The following is a 17,264-nucleotide window of genomic DNA, read 5'->3' as shown; positions in this document are numbered from 1 at the left end:
TCCTTCTCGCCAACGCCAAGGAAACCACCGACGTCGATGATGACGGCGTCGACCTTCTTGTCGCCTGTCAGCACGACGTCACCAATCTCACCGACGTTGACATCATTGGCACCATAGACGGTGGTTCCAACCAGATCCTCGGACCGGATTTCGTTGATCGGCATTTCGGTCAGCGCCGACTTGTCGATCGCTGCGGTCTGCGTCTGGTCGGGGGCTGAGGCGTCAGGCGTTGCTGGAGCCGGAGCCTCGGCTGTCTTGTCCATTGGAGCCGGAGCGGCGGTGTCAGGCGTTGCCGCCGGGGCTTCCGCAGTCTTATCCGCCGGGGCTGGAGCCGGGGTGACGGTAGGGGTAGTAGCCACCGGCGCCGCCGCGTCAGTGGATGCGGTAGTCGCCGGGGCGGGATCATAGGGCCTGCGGTCGAACTCGGGCAACGCCTCCAAACCTTCCCTCGTGGTCTCGGCCACCAGCCAGCGATCGCCATCCCTCTCCGCCCACTTGGCCTTGTCGAACTGATAGGCCACGTTCTTTTCGCCAATCTCAAGAAAGCCGCCGACGCCAATGATCAGCGACTCGGCCTTGCCATTCTTGGCCAGGACGATGTCGTTCACGTCGCCGATGTTTTGAGCGTCGTCGCCAGTGCCGTTGTAGACGGTTTCACCGATGATGTTGGTGGCAAGGTTCCCATCGGCGCGTTTCACAGGTTCGGCCGGAGCCGGTTCGGCCGGAGCCGCCGGAGCGTTCTGTGCGGTAGTGTCGGTCGAGCCAGAAGGTGCTGGAGGAGCCGTAGCCGTGGTGTCGGTGGCCGCAGGAGGCGGATCATAGGGCCTACGATCGAAGTCCGGCTGAGCCGTCAATTCATCCTTTGTGGTTTGGGCAATCAGCCAGCGGTCGCCATTCCGTTCGGCCCATTGCAGCTTGCTGTAGTCGAAAGTGACATTCTTGGCGCCGACGCCAAGAAAGCCGCCGACGCCGATGACGACGGATTTCGCCTGACCGTTTTCATCGAAGACGACATCACTGACATTGCCGATGTTCTCGGCATCGTCAGCTGTACTATTATAGACGGATTCACCGATGATATTGGTTACCAGGCTGCCCTCGGCGCGCGGAATGGGAGCAGCCGGAGCGGTTTCCTGGACTGCCGGATCCTGCGTCGGCGCCGGGGTTGTGGCGGTCTGCGCATATGCGCCGGTCGCAATCAACGCTGCGAGTGCTGTGGTGGTTAAAAGGGTGCGGATCATTGTAATCTCCTCGTGCGTTATTTCGTTCACGCCACGGGCCGCCGGTGGGAGATTGGTCGCGGCGTTACATATTCACAACGTCGTGACCGCGCCGTTGTTCCGACACCCATGGCGAGCGTCGTGAAAAAACCCTCCGAACCGCGCCAACCAGGCAGTCGGCCGGTGAGATTCGCTCCTGTATTTTCGTTAGAGCTGCGGAACTTTTTTTCAGCCGCCCCGTTTCAGCCTGTGGCTGGGTCTGTCCTGGCCGATGATTACCCAATGGTTAACAAGAAAAAACGGAGCGGGGGGATGCGATTTGCGGCGGTGCTGAACCAGGAGGGCGGCACCTTGCGCACGATTGATCTTTCCGCTTTCACCGACCGGATGCGCCAGACGTTGGAGGCAGCAGGTCACTCCATCGATATCGACATCGTTGCCGGCAAGGACATTGTCGCAACGCTGGACCGCATCGCTTCGAAGCACAGCATCGACATTGTGCTGGCCGGTGGCGGCGACGGCACCATTTCGGCCGCCGCGGCTCGGTTGATGGGCACGAAGAAGGCACTTGCCATTTTGCCGGCTGGCACGATGAACCTGTTCGCACGTGGGCTCGGCATCCCACAGACCCTTGACGCGGCCGTGAAATCCTTTGCCGACGGCGAGGTCATCGCAGTTGATATCGCAACCGCCAATGGCCAGCCATTCGTGCACCAGTTCTCGATCGGCATGCATGCCAGGATGGTTCAGCTTCGCCAGACCATGGAGTTCGGCTCGCGGTTGGGAAAGATGCGGGCCTCGGCGAAGGCTGCCTGGGCGGCGATCAACAACCTGTCGGCAATTAAGGTGACGCTGACCATCGGCGAGGCCGAGATCGTGACACGCACCACCGGCATCGGCATCACCAACAATCTGTTCGGTGAGGGTCATCTGCCCTATGCCGACAATCTCGCCGGCGGCGTGCTCGGCATCTATGTCACGGTGGCGCGGCGGCGTGGCGAACTGATCAGGTTCCTCTTCGACATGGCGCGCGGCAAATGGCGCGACAGTGAGCACGTCGAAATCCACCAGGCCGACCGGGTCGTTTTGAAAGTTCACTCGGCAGCCAAGAAACTTCGCGCCGTCATGGATGGCGAACTGGTCAGGCTCGACCCCGAAACGACGATCGAAATCCATCCTGGCGCACTGAACGTTCTCGTCCCGGCGCGCGCTGTCCAAGCGAAGGCCGCGTGATGCAGGCCGGCGCAGTCGATCGGAAGGCTTCAGCCTTTGGGAATCTCGCCCTGTTCGGTTGTCGACGTCTTGTCTATCATGTTGCCGTAAATCTCCGCGATGCCCCAGGCGATAAACGCCAAAAGCAGCGCGGCGATCAAGATACGGAAAGTGTGCCACCCCCAGCGTCCCTGGCGGGCTTTGTCTTCAGGAACGATCTTGGGCATGATCGGCCTCCATATCGTTTGGCGCCGGCGGGCGCGGCTGGCAAAACGTGGTTGGGTAACGGTTCCTCAAGGCGAAGGTTCCGGTTTCAGAGCCAGGCAACTGGCCTAGCGCGAATGGCTGCAAGCCGATGTATCTGGGGGCCTTGTGGATAGCAGGGTAGTGAAAAAGCCGATTCTGCCGGTCGATGTCTTTAGCGTGGTAAGGGCGCAGGACCGGCTTGCCGTACTCCACGGTCTCGATGCAATCGACACCGCGGCCGATCCTGACTTCGACCGTATCAGCGCTCTTGCCGCCGCGGTGATGCAAGCGCCTATCGCGCTCGTCACGCTGCTCGATGTCGAGCGGCAATGGTTCAAGTCCTGTGTCGGCCTGGATGAGACCGAGGCCGCGACTGATACATCTTTCTGCGCCCATGCCATTGCCGCCGGCGAGGAGCCGATGGTGGTGACCGATGCGAGCACGGATCCACGTTTCAACGCCAGCCCGCTGGTCACCGGCGAGCACCATGTCCGATTCTATGCGGGTACGGCGATTGTGGTAGCCGGCGCCCGGATCGGCACGCTCTGCGTGCTCGACCGGAAGCCGCGCGCGTCTCCGTCTACCGCCAAGCTCGAACAATTGACGGCGCTCGCCAGCCTCGCCGCCAGCCTATTCGCATTGAAGGACGCCACCCGCAACGGCGCCAGCGCCGCTGCGGCGCTGGCGCGCGAGGAAAAGCGGCGGGGCATCGCGCTCGATGCCGCCTCGCTCGCTAGCTGGGCGTGGGATATCCACACCGATATGATCGAATGCGATGTCCGGTTGTCCGAGCTGTTCGACCTGCCGCGCTCGAACCGGCTGAGGGCGCGCGATATCCTTGCCGCTATTGATCCGCGCGATGTCTACCAGACCGAGACGCACTTTCGCGACGCGCTGGCCAGCGGCGACGACTATTTTGGCGAATACCGCGTCAAAGGCTTCAGTCCGCCGCGCTGGCTCGCTACGCGCGGCCGTGTCATCGAGCGCGACAGCGACGGCAAGCCGACGCTGATCTTCGGCGTCAACTACGACGTCACCGAACGCAAGCTCGGCGACGAGCGGCAACGGCTCTTGCTGCGCGAGCTGAACCATCGCGTCAAGAACACGCTGGCGACCGTGCAAGCGCTGGCGACGCAGACCGTTCGCCATGCCCGCCAGCCGAGCGAGTTCCTCGAAGCCTTCAGCGCCAGGCTTCAGGCGCTGGGCGCCGCCCACAGCCTGCTGTCCGACCGCGAGTGGCGCGGCATCGGCATTCGCGAACTCGTGCAGATCGAGGTCAAGCCGTTCGACACCGCCGAACAGCCGCGCATGACGATCTCAGGCGCCGATCTCCTGCTTTCGCCCGACCAGGCAGTCGGGCTCGGCCTGATCCTGCATGAACTGGCCAGCAACGCGCTGCAATACGGAGCGCTGTCGGCGGCTGCGGGCAAGGTCGATCTCGACTGGAAGGAACAAGGCCGGAAAGGCGCACGGCGCCTGGTGCTGACCTGGCGCGAGAGCGGCGGACCTGAAGTTGCCTCGCCCGAACGCCACGGCTTCGGCTCGATCCTGATCCGCCGCAGCCTGGCCAAGGTCATCTCCAGCGAAGTGACCCACGAATTCCGGCCGGAAGGCGTGTTCGCCGAAATATCGATGCCGCTGGAGGATCTGTCGAAGTGACGGCTCGACCATGATCCCAAGCCGAAGGTCCGCGTCAGCGAAAAGCGGAGCCCGGCTTTCGGATAAGATCACGGTTGAACAAGAAGAGAAGAAATCGCTTCGAGCTATTTCGCTTCGCCGGCACCCGGATCGTCGGCATCGGGCTTTATGTTCTCGCGGTAGATGGCGTAGGCGGCGAGTGCGATCACCGGACCGAGAATGGTGCCCAGGCCACCTTTCCCCTTGAGCAGCGTTGGCAGTATGGCGAGCGCGGCTGTGATGCCGACCGCCTTCATGTCGGCATTGCGCCTCCGCGCCCTGCGTCGGGCGCGCGCGCCGGCCGACAGCTGATAGATGAGCAGGAGCAACCCTGCGATCACCAGAAAGCCGATCCCGAAACCAAGGCAGGCTGCCATCGGCCCGTAGCGGCCCGCCACCCAGATGTAGGCCGCTCCGACGAGGAAACCGAGGCCGCATAGTGCTGCAAGTGCCGCGAGCGCATAGACGATTGCAGCCGTGCGTGCGCGACGCACGGCTGCAACGGTTTCACCCGAGGCGAGGCCCGAGATCAGCGATGCCAGCATTCCCATCTGGGCTGAGGCTAGCGGCGCGCGAGAAGCGCGAACAGAAAGCCGACGCCAGCGGCGATCGCCAGCGACGTCACCGGCTTTTCGCGCACGCTCGCCGCCACTTGCGCTTCGAGGTCTCTGGCGTTGCTGCGCAGGGTGTCGAAGGCTGCTTCGCCCTGGGCGCGCAATTGCTCGACGCCTTCGGTCGCGGCGCGGCGGGCCGTCCCGTAACCATGTTCGCCGGTCTTGGCCAGTTGCTTGGTGAGATTTTCGATGTCGGCTTTCAATTGCCTGATGTCGGCTTCGAGATCCGAATTGGCCCGGCTTGCGTTCGCGGTCTTTCCTGCGGCAGTCGCCATCGCTTAACTCCTTGCGCTTGCTTGATTTCAAACGCTCGATACACGCCAAGGTTCCGAAATCGGAACAAGGTCCATGAAAGGGTGTTTCCGCGTATGAGTCCAGCCCGATCCGAACACCTCAGGACCGGCATCAGATCAGCAGCCGGCGATCCTCGCTCAACCCTTCCAGCGCGAGTTAAGCCTGCGGATCGTCTGTTGAAGGATCGAGATTCCGTCGTCTGCCACGGGCATGTCTCTTTTACATAACAGGATGCCAAATAACTTCAGATGACAGGAAGCCAAATAGAGACCATGACTTCTCTGTTCCCTGCGCTTCCCCTTTTCCCTGCGCGCCACGGAGACATTGCCACGTGCCACCCTTGCTTGACGGATTGCGGATTCTTGTTTTGGAGGATGAATTCCTGATCGCCATGGATGTCGAGCAGCTTTGCCGCGACTATGGCGCCGGCGACGTGATCATCGCCCGCGATCTGAGTGAGATCGATCGCAAGAACGTTGCCTTGCGGTTCGACGCAGCCATAGTCGATCTCATGCTGGGCGGCACTTCGACGCTCGATTTCGCTTCGCGGCTGCGCGAATCGGGTGTGCCCTTCGTCTTCGCCTCGGGCTATTCCGAAATGGACGAAATCAAGGTGTCCTTTCCCGGTATCAGATTGGTCACCAAGCCCTATTCGGGAGACGATCTCGTGCAGGCAGTGGCGGCGGCGTGCGGGCGCGGACCTCTTGTTTGAGGGTCCGGAACGGGAGCGCGTATTGCCGAGGTCAGTGCTCAGGCGGCGTTCGACCCCGTCACCTGAGCCGAGATCGCATCCGGGCCAAACTCGTCATCGCCGGAAATCTTCAGGATTTCCTGCAACCGCGTGCGGGCGCGGCTGACGCGGCTCTTGATCGTTCCGACCGCACAGCCACAGATCTCGGCGGCCTCCTCGTAGGAAAAGCCCGAAGCGCCGATGAGGATAATGGCTTCGCGCTGGTCCTCGGGCAATTGCTCGAGCGCGCTACGAAAATCCTTGAGGTCGAGCTGGCCGTGCTGGGCCGGATGGACGGCTAGCCTGGCCGTCATGATGCCGTCGCTGTCCTGCACCTCGCGGCCGCGCTTGCGCATCTGCGAATAGAATTCATTGCGCAGGATGGTGAACAGCCATGCCTTGAGATTGGTGCCCGGCTCGAAGCTTTCATGCTTGTCCCAGGCCTTCACCAGCGTTTCCTGCACCAGATCATCGGCCTTGTCGGCGTTTTGTGTCAACGATACGGCGAAGGCCCGCAGGCTCGGAATCGAGCCGAGCAGATCGGTCTTGAAGCTCTGGGAGACAGCCGCCATGCCTCAGTCCTTTTTCTGTGCAGGTTGGGCCCGTTCCAACTGGCTGAGCAATTGGGCGAAGCGATCCGGCACATTGTCGGAGACCAGCTCGTCGTAATATTGTTTGAGTTTGCGGCCGATTTCCGAGTTTGGCCCGAGCGGGTCGCCGGAAGCAGCCCGGCGCCTGTTTGCAGCGCCAGCCGTGGTATCTTTCGTCATGTCTTCATTTCGCCCTTTGTTCCCAGTACCCTGCCGCCCTTCAATACAAGACGCAACGCAAGCGGCCCCCTCGTCTGGTCGCCCGTCCCGACCTCAAACGCCGTCCCATTATATTAGTTCCACAACCATCGGAACTTTTTCGGAAATCCGGCGTTTCTGTATTCAGGGCTATTTTCGGGGCTTGTAATCAGCTTTGGCCTGCAGTCTGTGCAATTACGTCAGAGGGAGACGTCCTTATGAGCCTATCCGCAACCATCGCCCCGCACCTGCCATTCCTGCGCCGCTTCTCGCGGGCCGTTTCCGGATCGCAGGAGAGCGGCGACGCGCTGGTCGCCGCGATGCTCGAAGCCATCATCGCCGACGTCGACATCTTTCCGAACGCGTCGAACGACCGCATCGCGCTCTACAAGGTCTTCGCCAGGCTGTTCACCTCGGTCGCCATCCGCGTTCCGCAAGAACACCCGCAGTCGGCGTGGGAACAGCGCGCCGCCGCCAATCTGAACGCGATTTCGCCCCGCCCGCGCCAGGCCTTCCTGCTGGTCGCCGTCGAAGGGTTCAGCGAAGACGAGGCGGCGGAGATTCTCGACGTCGACGATGAGGAGTTCTCCGAACTTCTCACCGAGGCCAGCAACGAGATTTCCCGCCAGGTGGCCACCGATGTGCTGATCATCGAGGACGAGCCGCTGATCGCCATGGACATCGAGCAAATGGTCGAAAGCCTGGGACACCGCGTCGTCGGGACTGCGCGTACTCATGCCGAGGCGGTGGCGATGTTCGCAAAGACGCGGGCAAAGATGGTGCTGGCCGACATCCAGCTTGCCGACGGCAGCTCCGGCATCGAAGCGGTGAACGAAATCCTGTCGTCCACCCCGGTGCCGGTGATCTTCATCACCGCCTTTCCCGAACGTCTCCTGACCGGCGAACGGCCGGAGCCGGCCTTCCTCGTCACCAAGCCGTTCAATCCGGATATGGTCAAGGCCCTGATCAGCCAGGCGCTGTTCTTCGACCGGCATGCGAAAGCCGCTGCATAGGACCGGATAGGGCCAGTCTGGCGCTGGCCCTTTTGCGGCTGGCAAACGTCCGTTGCACCTCGAATTTTTCCTGCTTGTGACGATTCAATTCGGGCCGGAAAGATTTCCAGGGATCGTCTTTTTCGGGAAATGGTGGAACAAACGGCAGCGAAAGACGTTTTTGCCACACCATTCGAAGGAGATGGATCATGCTTTACTGGGCGCTCGTATTTCTCGTCGTCGCGATCATTGCAGGCGCTCTTGGTTTCGGCGGTATCGCCGGCACGTCAGCCGGAATAGCGCAGATACTGTTTTTCATCTTTCTCGCTTTTCTGATCATTTCGCTTATCGCTGGCTTGTTCAAACGGGCCTCGTGAGCGCTAGGTGCGATCGAACACTGGGAGCCGCACCCCTCAAGCGGTTTCCAGCTACCGCCGGGCGGTGTCCTTCAACGGGACGTCGCTCGGCGGACCTGTTTTGGGAACCCATTTTTCCGTCAGCCGTTCAGCCTTGACTGGGCGGGTGAAGTGCGATGCAATCCAGAGCCGGAGACATGAAGGACAGCGGACGGAGTGATGAGATCATCGCTCTGCATCCCGCTGAGAGCGGAATGCAACTCGGCCGGGCCCTTCTTCATGCGCTGCACAATGCCGGCATCTCGGTTCTCTATCAGGATCGCGAGATGAAAACCGTCTGGGCCCGCAACATGCGCCCGCCATGGGCTTCCGATACGGCCGACAGCAACGGCAACCTGCCACTGGCCCAGGCAGAGCGTATCGGCGCGGCCAAACGCAACGTCATTGCATCCGGCAATCCGGAACATCTTGAGGTCAGCATTCCCGCCGACGATGGCGTCCGCTGGTTCCAAATATGGGTAGATGCCGATCACGACGACGGCGGCGCCGTGCAGGGCGTCGTCACCACCATGGTCGAAACGACCGAGCAGAAACGTCGCGAGCAGACCCTGAAGACGCTGCTGCGCGAGGTCAGCCACCGCTCGAAGAACCTTTTGGCCATCATCCAGAGCATCGCCACCCAGACCAGCCGTTATTCAGACACGCTCAGTGATTTCCTGACACGCTTTCGCGGCCGGCTGCAATCGCTTGCCTCATCCCAGGATCTGGTGACCTCGTCCAACTGGCGGGGAGCGGCACTGCGCGAACTGGTGTCTGGCCAGGTCGGCCGCTATGGAGCCGACCCCTCGCACAGCCTGCGTTTCCAGGGTGCAAATCCATACCTCAACCCCAATGCCGCCCTGCATATCGGTTTGGCCATGCACGAGCTTGCCGTTAATTCGGTCAGCTACGGCGCGCTGTCGCGAGCCGACGGATTCGTCGAGGTGACGGCCGATCTGACAGCTGCTTCCGCTGGCGAAACTGCCCTGTCGCTGACATGGGCCGAAGCCATCGGAGCCAACGACAATCAGCCCAGCGAGAAGCGTTTTGGCAGTGTCGCGCTCGAGCGCGTCGTGCCTGCGTCGTTGAACGGTACGGCGACACTGGAAATCACCGGGGACCGCCTCGAGTATCGCCTTGTCGTTCCTCGCGGCAATTTCGAGACCGATTGAAGGGACAACAGCCGAACCAAAGAGAGCTGATACCGGCCGCCCGGTCTTTAACCACCTGTTCACCATAAAGTCCGATGCTGTTTTTCCCAGACACCGCTCCGCATGACGTTTTCGATCGCAGTTGCTGCGCAGTACGGGAGGAATGGCTTTGACGGTTGCCGACATCAACAGGCTGGAACAGGCCGCGCGCGTTTCGATGGGCGGATTTCAGGATCTCGAAGCATCCGCCATGCCATCGCCTCGTGGTGCTTCCCTCCCGACCCTTGGCTTCGCCGCAATTGCGCTGGCTGTGGCGGTCGTCTTGGCCGCCGCGTTCCAGTTGATCTAGAGCATCGGACCCAAACTGGCAGGCGGGTTGTGCTTGAGTCACATCGACCTGTTTCTCCAATCAATCGCGCGCCAGCCTGCATCGCAGGAACTTTGGCGGATGTGGCCCGTTCTTATGGCGAGAGGACCGTCGCCATGGAACACATCGCTGCCGTGTTGCTGGTCATTGGCTGTTCGAACACAATGACCGAGTGCCGTGAACTGCCCGTATCGGTGAGCGTGTTCGAAACCGCTCAGGAATGCACCGCCGAGCGTCCGTTCGCCCTGACTGATGTGCAGGGTCAGGCTCCGCGCATAATTGCCCAATGCCTTTCCGTCGATCCGGCACTTGAGGATGAGTACGACCAGATCGTCTGGAATGTGCGTCCGGACGGCACCCTCGACGCTTCCGTGGAGATTTCCAACGTAGAGGTTGCCTCGAACGGCGCGCGCCCCGAACAAGATTCTCTTAGCCAACAATAAAATCGAGCAGGCAAAACCCTTTTTCGCATGATAAGTGACGGGTGGAGCTACAAGTGAGGACAAAGCGAGGAGTGACTTTATGCGGAAGATGATTATTGCCATGGTTGCCGTGGTCGCGGTCAGCGGTTGCAGCACCACCGAGCAGGATGTCGGCGTCGGCGCCGGTGTCGGCGCTCTGGCCGGCGGCCTGATTGGCGGCGGCAAGGGTGCGCTTGTCGGTGCAGCCGTCGGTGCCGGTTCCGGCCTGCTGGTGCGCAACCTGCGCAATGGCTATTGCCAGTACCGCGACAACCGTGGCCGTCTCTATACGGCTCGCTGCTGATCCGTTTCAAATCGCATGAGGCAATAGAAGCAGAGACCGGCTCGTCCGGTCTCTGTTTACTTGCGCCTTCGAAAACGGTCGGTTTGCAGCAGCGTTTCAGCCCGACAAGGGAATCCTGATTTCCACGCTCAATCCGCCATCGTGAAAATCGCGATTGATCGTACCGCCCAATTCGCGCGTCACATTCAAATCGATCAGCTTGGTGCCAAACCCGGTTTTGACAGGTGCTTTGAGCTTCTTCTGGCCAACTTCGCGCCAGTTGAGAACCAGCGTCCTGTCGCGCCTGCGGCCTTCGACCGACCAGTCGACCTTGAGCGAGCCGACTGAGTTGGCGGTTTCGCCGTATTTCAGCGCGTTCGTCGCCAGTTCGTGAAAGGTCAGGCCGAGCGCTTGCGTCGTCGTCTCGTCGAGCAGCACCTCTGGCCCCGACAATATCCCCTCGGGAAGCTCCTTGCCGAACACCTGGCCAAGCTCGATGCGCAAGAGATCGCCGAGATCGGCCTTCTGCCAGCGCGAGCGCGTCAGCATGTCCTGGGAAGCCGCCATCGCTTGCAGCCGGGCCGAAAAGGAGGAGGAGAACTCGTGGACGTCGGTGGCGTGCGACGCCGTCTGGCGCGCGATCGCCAGCACCCGCGTGATCGAGTTCTTGATACGGTGCTTCATCTCCTGCAGCATCAAGTCTTTTTCGAGCAGGCTCTTTTCCGTCGTCTCGTGGAGCAGCGAGACCGCTTCATAGGCCCGCTCCTGATAGCGTGCCACCAGCGCGATGGTGCCCGCGAGCAGCAGCCCGAACAGGCCGAGCATCACCGGAATGGCGCGCGAGGAGGGTTGCGAGAAGGCGCTTGTCGGCCTGAACAGGACGGTCCACGGACGGCCGGCGATGGTGATCTTGCGGGAAACCACCAGCCTGTCGCCGAAGGTCGACACCGGCGGCGTTTCCGACTGAAACAAAAGATGATCGGCATCCACCTTGCCGTCATAGATTTCGATGTTGACCGGCAGCAGCGGCGTCCGGCTGAGCGCGGTCTGGAACAGGTCGCGGGCGCGGAAAGCCGCATAAAGAAAGCCTGATGTCGAAGATCTGGATGCATCGATGCCGTCCGGCGCGGTTTCGACGTTGAGCCGGACGAAGACCAGGAAGCCGGTGAAAGTCTGCGCAGCACCCGTTTCCTGGCCTAGCTGCACGCGACCGCTTGCGTGCTGCTGGTCATCGGCCATCGCCTTTTCGATCGCCTCGCGCCGCACCGGATCGGTGAACATGTCGTAGCCGATGCTGGATTGGTTGGAAGCGTCGAGCGGCTCGAACAGCGTGATGGGTGTACGCCATGGCAGCGTCGTCGTTGCCGGATAGATTGGATGGCTGGCGCCATAGTCGTGCAGGATGGCACGCTCGACCGCTGCCTCGTCGCCAGCTCTCGCCAGTCGGAGGAAGCCGATGCCGCGCAGGCCGGCAAAATTGTCGTTGATGCCAAGCGCATCGAAGAATGCCTTGAACTCGCCCCGCGAAATACCACCATTGTGGGCGTCGAACAGCGCCTGGGTCGATCGCAGCAGCGACAGATGCAGGTCGATGCGGCTATCGATCCGGTTGAGCGCGTCGTCCGCCGTCGCCTCGAACTTGATGCGCGCCGCTTCCTGCGTCGCGAAATAGGCGAATCCCGCCATCGTCAGGCTGATCAGCGCGACGGCGATGAAAGCGACGGTCGGAAAGAACTTCTTCAACTGCTGCTGTGGCCCATGAACGGTTCCTGACCTTTATGGGCAAGTCCCCGCGCCAACACAATGGCGCGGCCAAACCATCATGACGGCTGGCATATCACATGACAGGTATTTAGCCGGCTTATTTGACGCATCAGGCGGCGATCTTCAGCGCACCTGGCCCCGGAATGGCACCGGGCGGACACTTGCCCAGGATGATCATGCCGAGCACCTCGTCCTGGGTCACGTCGCTGGTGCGCGCCGTGCCAACGACCTGACCGTTCTTCATCACGCAGACCCGGTCGGCAAGCTCAGGAAGATGCCGATGCCGTCGGCCTTGAGCTGCATGACCAGTTCGCCGACCTGCGCCGTTTCCTGCGGCCCCAGTGCCGCCGTCGGCTCATCCATGATCAGGATGCGGGCGTTGAACAGGATCGCGCGCGCGATCGCCACCGACTGCCGCTGGCCGCCCGAAAGCTTGACCACCGGTTCCTTGAAGCGCTGGAAGCGGGGATTGAGCCTGCCCATCACCTTGCGCGCCTCGGCCTCCATGGCGCCATCGTCGAGTGTGCCCCAGTCGGTCATCAGCTCGCGGCCGAGGAAGAGGTTGGCGGCAGCGTCGACATTGTCGGCAAGCGCCAGCGTCTGGTAGATCGTTTCGATGCCGTATTTCTTGGCATCGCGCGGGTTGGAGATCGAAGCCTCCTCGCCATTGACGAAGATCTGGCCGGAGTCGCGCTTGTAGGCGACGGACAGGATCTTGATCAGCGTCGACTTGCCGGCGCCGTTGTGGCCGAGCAGCGCCACCACCTCGCCCGGGAAAAGGTCGATCGACGCGTCGTCGACGGCGCGAATACCACCAAAGGCAATTGAGATGTTCCGCATATCGATCAACGGCGTGCCTGTGGGAGCAGTTGTGTCAACCATGATCGCCCTTCCCTAAACGCGCTTGCGGTAAACGGTGTCGAGCCAGACGGCGACCACCAGGACGGCGCCGACGACGACGCTCTGAAGCGGTGAATCGATGCCGAGCAACACCATGCCGGACTGCAACGACTGCATCAGAAGCGCGCCCAACATGGCGCCGAGCACCGTGCCGGAGCCGCCGGCAAGCGACGTGCCGCCGATGACGGCTGCGGCGATGACCAGCAACTCGTCCAGCGTACCCAGCGCATTGGTCGACGCATTGAGGCGTGCCGACGCAATCGCCGCGCTGATAGCGGCCAATACGCCCATGATCATGAACACCTTCATGGTCACCCAGCGCGTGTTGATGCCGGCGAGTTCCGCCGCTTCCGGGTTGCCGCCAATGGCAAAGACATAGCGGCCGAAACGGGTGCGCCTGGTGATGAAGGTCATGACGATGCCGACTGCGACCGCAATCAGCACCGGTATGGCGATGCCATGGGCGATGAACAGCCCGCCTTCGGGGACCGTGATGCCGTTCCGCTGCGCGTATTGGCGCACGATGCCGATCGGCCAGGGATAGGAATTGGCGATCCACACGGCCCCGAGGATGGCGGCGCAGGCGACAACACCAAGCAAGCTCTCCGCCCAGACGGGACGCAGCGGAAACTTGAACCGCTTGCGCTGCGACCGGCCGTTGAGCAGCATGAAAGCGACGGCCACACAGGCAAAAACGCCGACGATCCAGCTTGCGGTTGCCCCGATCGAGCCACGCGGCCCGCCACCCATGAGCTGGAACGTGGCGTCGAGCGGCGCGACGGTGCGCCCGCTCGTCATCAGCCACGCCATGCCACGCCAGATCAGCAAGCCGCCCAGCGTCACGATGAAGGCCGGAACCTCGAGATAGGCGATGATGAAGCCTTGGAGCGCGCCGATCATGAGGCCGAGCACCACGCCGGCAGCCAGTGCGATAATCCATATCCAGGGATTTCCCACCTGGAGCCCCATGACGCGGATGAGGAATTCGGCCTGCGCCACGCCCATCACCATGCCGAGCACGCCTTCGACGGAGCCGACCGAAAGATCGATGTTGCGCATCACGATGACCAGCACCATGCCGGTCGCCATGATCGCGACCGAGGAGGTCTGCACCGACAGGTTCCAGAGATTGCGCGGCGTGAGAAAAAGCCCACCCGACAGGGTGTGGATTCCAACCCAGATGACCAGCAGCGCGCCGACCATGCCGAGCATGCGTATATCGAGCTCGGTTGCCTTGAGGAACCGCCCAACGGCGCTGAGCTCGGATTCACGCGCCCGGTCTTCGGCGGTGTTGGCGACCGGTCGGTTGGATGCCGTATCGGTCATGATATTCTCCCACCGGGTTGCCGTCCGTCTTGCGCGGATGCCGGAACACGACGCTATTTGCTTTCCGCGGTCATTTGAAGCGGAAGGCGTCTCGAAAAACGCCGCGACCTGACAGCCGCGGCGTTCATTTATTTGTGAAGTGGTCCAGATCAGTTGCAGGCCGCAACGCTGCCCGCGGCGACACCCGCGCAGACTTCGTCCTTCTTGATCCAACCAGCGTCGATAACGACGTTGAGATTGTCCTTGGTGATGGCAATCGGCGTCAGGAACAGCGACTTGACGACATTGCCGCCCGGTGTGGTGAAGTCCTTGACGCCCGCAATGTCGGTCATCTGCTTGCCGTCGGCCAGCTGCGAGGCAATCTCGGCGGCGTTCTTGCCGAGCTCGCGCGCGTCCTTCCACACCGACACGGTCTGTGTGCCGAGCGCGATGCGGTTCAGCGCTGCATGATCGCCGTCCTGGCCCGACACCGGGACGGATCCGGCCAAGCCTTGCGCCGTCAGTGCTGCGACGACGCCGCCGGCGGTGCCGTCATTGGCGGCAACCACCGCATTGACCTTGTTATCGTTGGCGGTCAGGAACTGTTCCATGTTCTTCTGGGCGTTGGCGGGAAGCCAGCCGTCCGTATACGCCTCGCCGACATTCTTGATCTTGCCGCTGTCGATGGCATCCTTGAGCACTTCCATGGAGCCGGCGAACAGGAAATCGGCATTCGGGTCGGCGCCCGAGCCTTTGATGAAGACGTAATTGCCTTCCGGCGCCACCTTGAACACTTCGCGGGCCTGCATGCGGCCGACTTCCTGGTTGTCGAAGGTCAGGTAGAACACGTCCTTGTTCTCGATCAGCCGGTCATAGCCGACGACCGGAATGCCTTCGTCTAGCGCCTTCTGCACCGCAGGCCCGATGGCCGAGGCATCCTGCGCAAGGATGATCAGCGCGTTGGCGCCCTGCGAGATCAGGCTCTCGACATCGGTCAGCTGCTTGCCGGGATTGGACTGCGCATCGGCGGAAATATACTTGTCGCCGGCGGCCTCGATCGCCGTCTTCATGGCGGCTTCGTCGGTCTTCCAGCGCTCTTCCTGGAAGTTCGACCACGAAACGCCAATGACCTTGTCCTTCGCCTGTGCGACCGACGCGAGCGTCAGCGACATGGCGACCCCCGCCAGAATGGCGGCTGCGAATCTCTTCATGATAGTCCTCCCTGCGCCGCGTACGGCGCGACCAAACTGGCCCGAAGGCCGGCACAAAGGCTCTATTTTTTCGAGCCTCGAAAAAATACTGGTCCAACGCCGAAGCGCTGTCAACATCAATTCTGATGGATTTTGATGTCCCTGCCGACTTTTTTCGAGCCCCGCAATAAACAATGACAGGGCCTTCTGCTTCTGCCAGTATTTGTCGGACGTTACCGACGGCTTCCGGTTCATGAGCGGCCGCGGCAAGAGGGAGGAAGCAAAAGAATGTCGGTTGGAATCCGTCATGACGATTTGCGCCGGCGCAACCGGGCGATGGTGATTTCGGCCGTACGCCGGGCAGGCCAGCCGTCGCGGACCGAGATCGCAGCGACCACCGGCCTCAGCCATTCGACCATATCGGCAATCTCTTCCGACCTCATCCAGGAAGGCATCCTGACCGAGAGCAAGGCCAGCGAGACCGTTTCGCTGAAACGCGGCCGGCCGCAGGTCGGCCTCAGCCTCAATCCGGAAGCGGCAGCGGTGTTGGCCGTCGTGTTGTCGCTGAATTTCCTTTCGGTTGCCGTCATCGATTATGCCGGACAAGTGGTCGCCGAGGAACAGCGCCGGCTGGACACGCTGACGATGTCGCGCGACGAGTTGATCGACGAATGTGTCGCCATCGTCCGGCGCCGGCTCGAAGATCCCGATCTCGATGTCCGAAGCGTCGCCCGCATAGCGCTGGCGATCCAGGGCATCACAGATTCCCATGCGCGCGCCATGTTGTGGTCGCCGATCACGCCGCAGACGAACATCGCCTTCGCCGACATTCTTGAACGCGAGTTCGGCATCCCGGCCATCATGGAGAACGACTGCAACATGATGGCCGTGGCGCTGCGCTGGCGCGACCCGGATCGCTACCGCGACGATTTCATCGCCATCCTGCTCTCGCACGGCATCGGTATGGGACTGGTGCTGAAGGGCGAACTGTTCACCGGCACCCACTCCTCAGGCGGCGAATTCGGCCACATGATCCATCGGCCGGGCGGCGCGCTTTGCCGCTGCGGGCGGCGCGGCTGCGTCGAGGCCTATGCCGGCAACTACGCCATCTGGCGCAACGCAAGGCAATTGAGCGAGAACGCCGAGCCGGTCGCCGATGTCAGCGACGCCGAGATGCGGGCACTCGCGGCCCGGGCGCGCCAGACGGACGGACCGGAGCGCGAAGCCTACCGGAGGGCCGGCGAAGCGCTCGGCTTCGGGCTCGGCAGCCTGTTCGCGCTGATCGATCCGGCACCGGTCGCCATGGTCGGCGCCAGCGCTGCTGCCTTCGACCTGATCGAGCCGGCCCTGCGCGAGGCCATCGCCCAGACCGCCGGCGGCCAGTATTCGGGTTCGATTTCCTTCGACACCGAGCCGAACGAGCTGCCGCTGATCCGCGAAGGCTGCGCCATGCGGGCGCTGAGCTTCGTCGACCAGGAGATTTTCGCGCCGGGCGCGCAAGGGAAGTCCAGCACGGTCAGGAAGCATGTGGCCTGAATGGAAGAACGCAGCTTGAATTTAAGCAGTCTGTTCAGTCTTCCCTGATCGCATAACCCGCGCCGCGGATAGTGCGGATGACATCGGGCATGCGGCCATTGTTGACCGCCTTGCGCAACCGGCCGATATGGACGTCCAC

Annotated in this window: 19 protein-coding genes and 2 pseudogenes; 10 read left to right on the top strand and 11 right to left on the bottom strand. The window is 62.0% G+C overall.

Annotated features, from left to right (window positions below; genetic code table 11):
* Window positions 1-1,241 (bottom strand): annotated as a pseudogene (locus E5W87_RS18075) (PRC-barrel domain-containing protein); the annotation flags it as partial.
* Window positions 1,242-1,532: 291 nt separating this feature from the next.
* On the opposite strand from E5W87_RS18075, the gene E5W87_RS18070 reads away from it, so the two are divergent.
* Window positions 1,533-2,453 (top strand): diacylglycerol kinase family protein, encoded by a 921-nt coding sequence (locus E5W87_RS18070; RefSeq protein WP_292400221.1) that lies wholly within the window; start codon window positions 1,533-1,535, stop codon window positions 2,451-2,453.
* A gap of 29 nt (window positions 2,454-2,482) precedes the next feature.
* On the opposite strand, the gene E5W87_RS18065 is transcribed toward E5W87_RS18070, so the two are convergent.
* Complete coding sequence (locus E5W87_RS18065) at window positions 2,483-2,659, bottom strand: hypothetical protein (RefSeq protein ID WP_292400218.1); 177 nt, start codon at window positions 2,657-2,659, stop codon at window positions 2,483-2,485.
* A 160-nt stretch (window positions 2,660-2,819) separates the two neighbouring features.
* On the opposite strand from E5W87_RS18065, the gene E5W87_RS18060 reads away from it, so the two are divergent.
* Window positions 2,820-4,337 (top strand): HWE histidine kinase domain-containing protein, encoded by a 1,518-nt coding sequence (locus E5W87_RS18060; protein ID WP_292400215.1) that lies wholly within the window; start codon window positions 2,820-2,822, stop codon window positions 4,335-4,337.
* 104 nt (window positions 4,338-4,441) lie between these two features.
* Here E5W87_RS18060 and E5W87_RS18055 read toward each other — a convergent pair whose 3' ends face one another.
* Both E5W87_RS18055 and E5W87_RS18050 read right to left on the bottom strand, forming a co-directional pair.
* Complete coding sequence (locus E5W87_RS18055; RefSeq protein ID WP_292400212.1) at window positions 4,442-4,906, bottom strand: hypothetical protein; 465 nt, start codon at window positions 4,904-4,906, stop codon at window positions 4,442-4,444.
* A gap of 11 nt (window positions 4,907-4,917) precedes the next feature.
* Entirely contained in the window at window positions 4,918-5,244 is a 327-nt protein-coding gene (locus E5W87_RS18050) for a hypothetical protein (protein ID WP_292400209.1), read from the bottom strand.
* 350 nt (window positions 5,245-5,594) lie between these two features.
* On the opposite strand from E5W87_RS18050, the gene E5W87_RS18045 reads away from it, so the two are divergent.
* The gene (locus tag E5W87_RS18045) at window positions 5,595-5,975 is read left to right on the top strand and encodes a response regulator (protein WP_292400207.1); all 381 of its coding nucleotides are present in this window, start codon (window positions 5,595-5,597) and stop codon (window positions 5,973-5,975) included.
* Between the two features lie 38 nt (window positions 5,976-6,013).
* On the opposite strand, the gene E5W87_RS18040 is transcribed toward E5W87_RS18045, so the two are convergent.
* Entirely contained in the window at window positions 6,014-6,565 is a 552-nt protein-coding gene (locus E5W87_RS18040) for an RNA polymerase sigma factor (RefSeq protein ID WP_029348707.1), read from the bottom strand.
* A gap of 3 nt (window positions 6,566-6,568) precedes the next feature.
* Window positions 6,569-6,763, bottom strand: a complete 195-nt coding sequence (locus E5W87_RS18035; RefSeq protein WP_292400204.1) for a NepR family anti-sigma factor — start codon at window positions 6,761-6,763, stop codon at window positions 6,569-6,571.
* A gap of 236 nt (window positions 6,764-6,999) precedes the next feature.
* Between E5W87_RS18035 and E5W87_RS18030 the strand changes: the two genes are divergently transcribed.
* From E5W87_RS18030 to E5W87_RS18005, 6 genes are all read left to right on the top strand, one after another.
* Window positions 7,000-7,794, top strand: coding sequence for a response regulator (locus E5W87_RS18030; RefSeq protein ID WP_292400201.1), 795 nt, complete (start codon window positions 7,000-7,002; stop codon window positions 7,792-7,794).
* A 188-nt stretch (window positions 7,795-7,982) separates the two neighbouring features.
* On the top strand, window positions 7,983-8,150 hold the full coding sequence (locus tag E5W87_RS18025) for a DUF1328 domain-containing protein (protein ID WP_023797107.1): 168 nt from the start codon (window positions 7,983-7,985) through the stop codon (window positions 8,148-8,150).
* 155 nt (window positions 8,151-8,305) lie between these two features.
* Window positions 8,306-9,340 carry a sensor histidine kinase gene (locus E5W87_RS18020; RefSeq protein ID WP_292400198.1) on the top strand — a complete coding sequence of 345 codons (1,035 nt, stop codon included), beginning with the start codon at window positions 8,306-8,308 and terminating at the stop codon, window positions 9,338-9,340.
* Window positions 9,341-9,482: 142 nt separating this feature from the next.
* Window positions 9,483-9,668 carry a hypothetical protein gene (locus E5W87_RS18015; RefSeq protein WP_292400195.1) on the top strand — a complete coding sequence of 62 codons (186 nt, stop codon included), beginning with the start codon at window positions 9,483-9,485 and terminating at the stop codon, window positions 9,666-9,668.
* 134 nt (window positions 9,669-9,802) lie between these two features.
* On the top strand, window positions 9,803-10,129 hold the full coding sequence (locus tag E5W87_RS18010) for a hypothetical protein (RefSeq protein ID WP_292400193.1): 327 nt from the start codon (window positions 9,803-9,805) through the stop codon (window positions 10,127-10,129).
* 79 nt (window positions 10,130-10,208) lie between these two features.
* A complete protein-coding gene (locus E5W87_RS18005) occupies window positions 10,209-10,451 on the top strand; it encodes a YMGG-like glycine zipper-containing protein (RefSeq protein ID WP_292400190.1) in 243 nt (80 codons plus the stop codon).
* A 96-nt stretch (window positions 10,452-10,547) separates the two neighbouring features.
* Here E5W87_RS18005 and E5W87_RS18000 read toward each other — a convergent pair whose 3' ends face one another.
* From E5W87_RS18000 to xylF, 4 genes and pseudogenes are all read right to left on the bottom strand, one after another.
* The gene (locus tag E5W87_RS18000; protein ID WP_292400187.1) at window positions 10,548-12,173 is read right to left on the bottom strand and encodes a CHASE domain-containing protein; all 1,626 of its coding nucleotides are present in this window, start codon (window positions 12,171-12,173) and stop codon (window positions 10,548-10,550) included.
* A 130-nt stretch (window positions 12,174-12,303) separates the two neighbouring features.
* Window positions 12,304-13,076: pseudogene (locus tag E5W87_RS17995) on the bottom strand (ATP-binding cassette domain-containing protein).
* Window positions 13,077-13,088: 12 nt separating this feature from the next.
* Window positions 13,089-14,420, bottom strand: a complete 1,332-nt coding sequence (locus E5W87_RS17990; RefSeq protein WP_292400183.1) for a sugar ABC transporter permease — start codon at window positions 14,418-14,420, stop codon at window positions 13,089-13,091.
* 149 nt (window positions 14,421-14,569) lie between these two features.
* A complete protein-coding gene (gene xylF / locus E5W87_RS17985) occupies window positions 14,570-15,610 on the bottom strand; it encodes a D-xylose ABC transporter substrate-binding protein (RefSeq protein WP_292400180.1) in 1,041 nt (346 codons plus the stop codon).
* 267 nt (window positions 15,611-15,877) lie between these two features.
* Between xylF and E5W87_RS17980 the strand changes: the two genes are divergently transcribed.
* Window positions 15,878-17,125 (top strand): ROK family protein, encoded by a 1,248-nt coding sequence (locus E5W87_RS17980; RefSeq protein ID WP_292400177.1) that lies wholly within the window; start codon window positions 15,878-15,880, stop codon window positions 17,123-17,125.
* Between the two features lie 34 nt (window positions 17,126-17,159).
* Here E5W87_RS17980 and E5W87_RS17975 read toward each other — a convergent pair.
* A partial coding sequence (locus tag E5W87_RS17975; protein ID WP_292400244.1) for a helix-turn-helix domain-containing protein occupies window positions 17,160-17,264 on the bottom strand: 105 nt, incomplete at its 5' end.

This window comes from Mesorhizobium sp. (assembly GCF_004962925.1).
Classification (GTDB): Bacteria; Pseudomonadota; Alphaproteobacteria; order Rhizobiales; family Rhizobiaceae; genus Mesorhizobium.
This window is presented reverse-complemented; position numbering and strand designations above follow the sequence as displayed.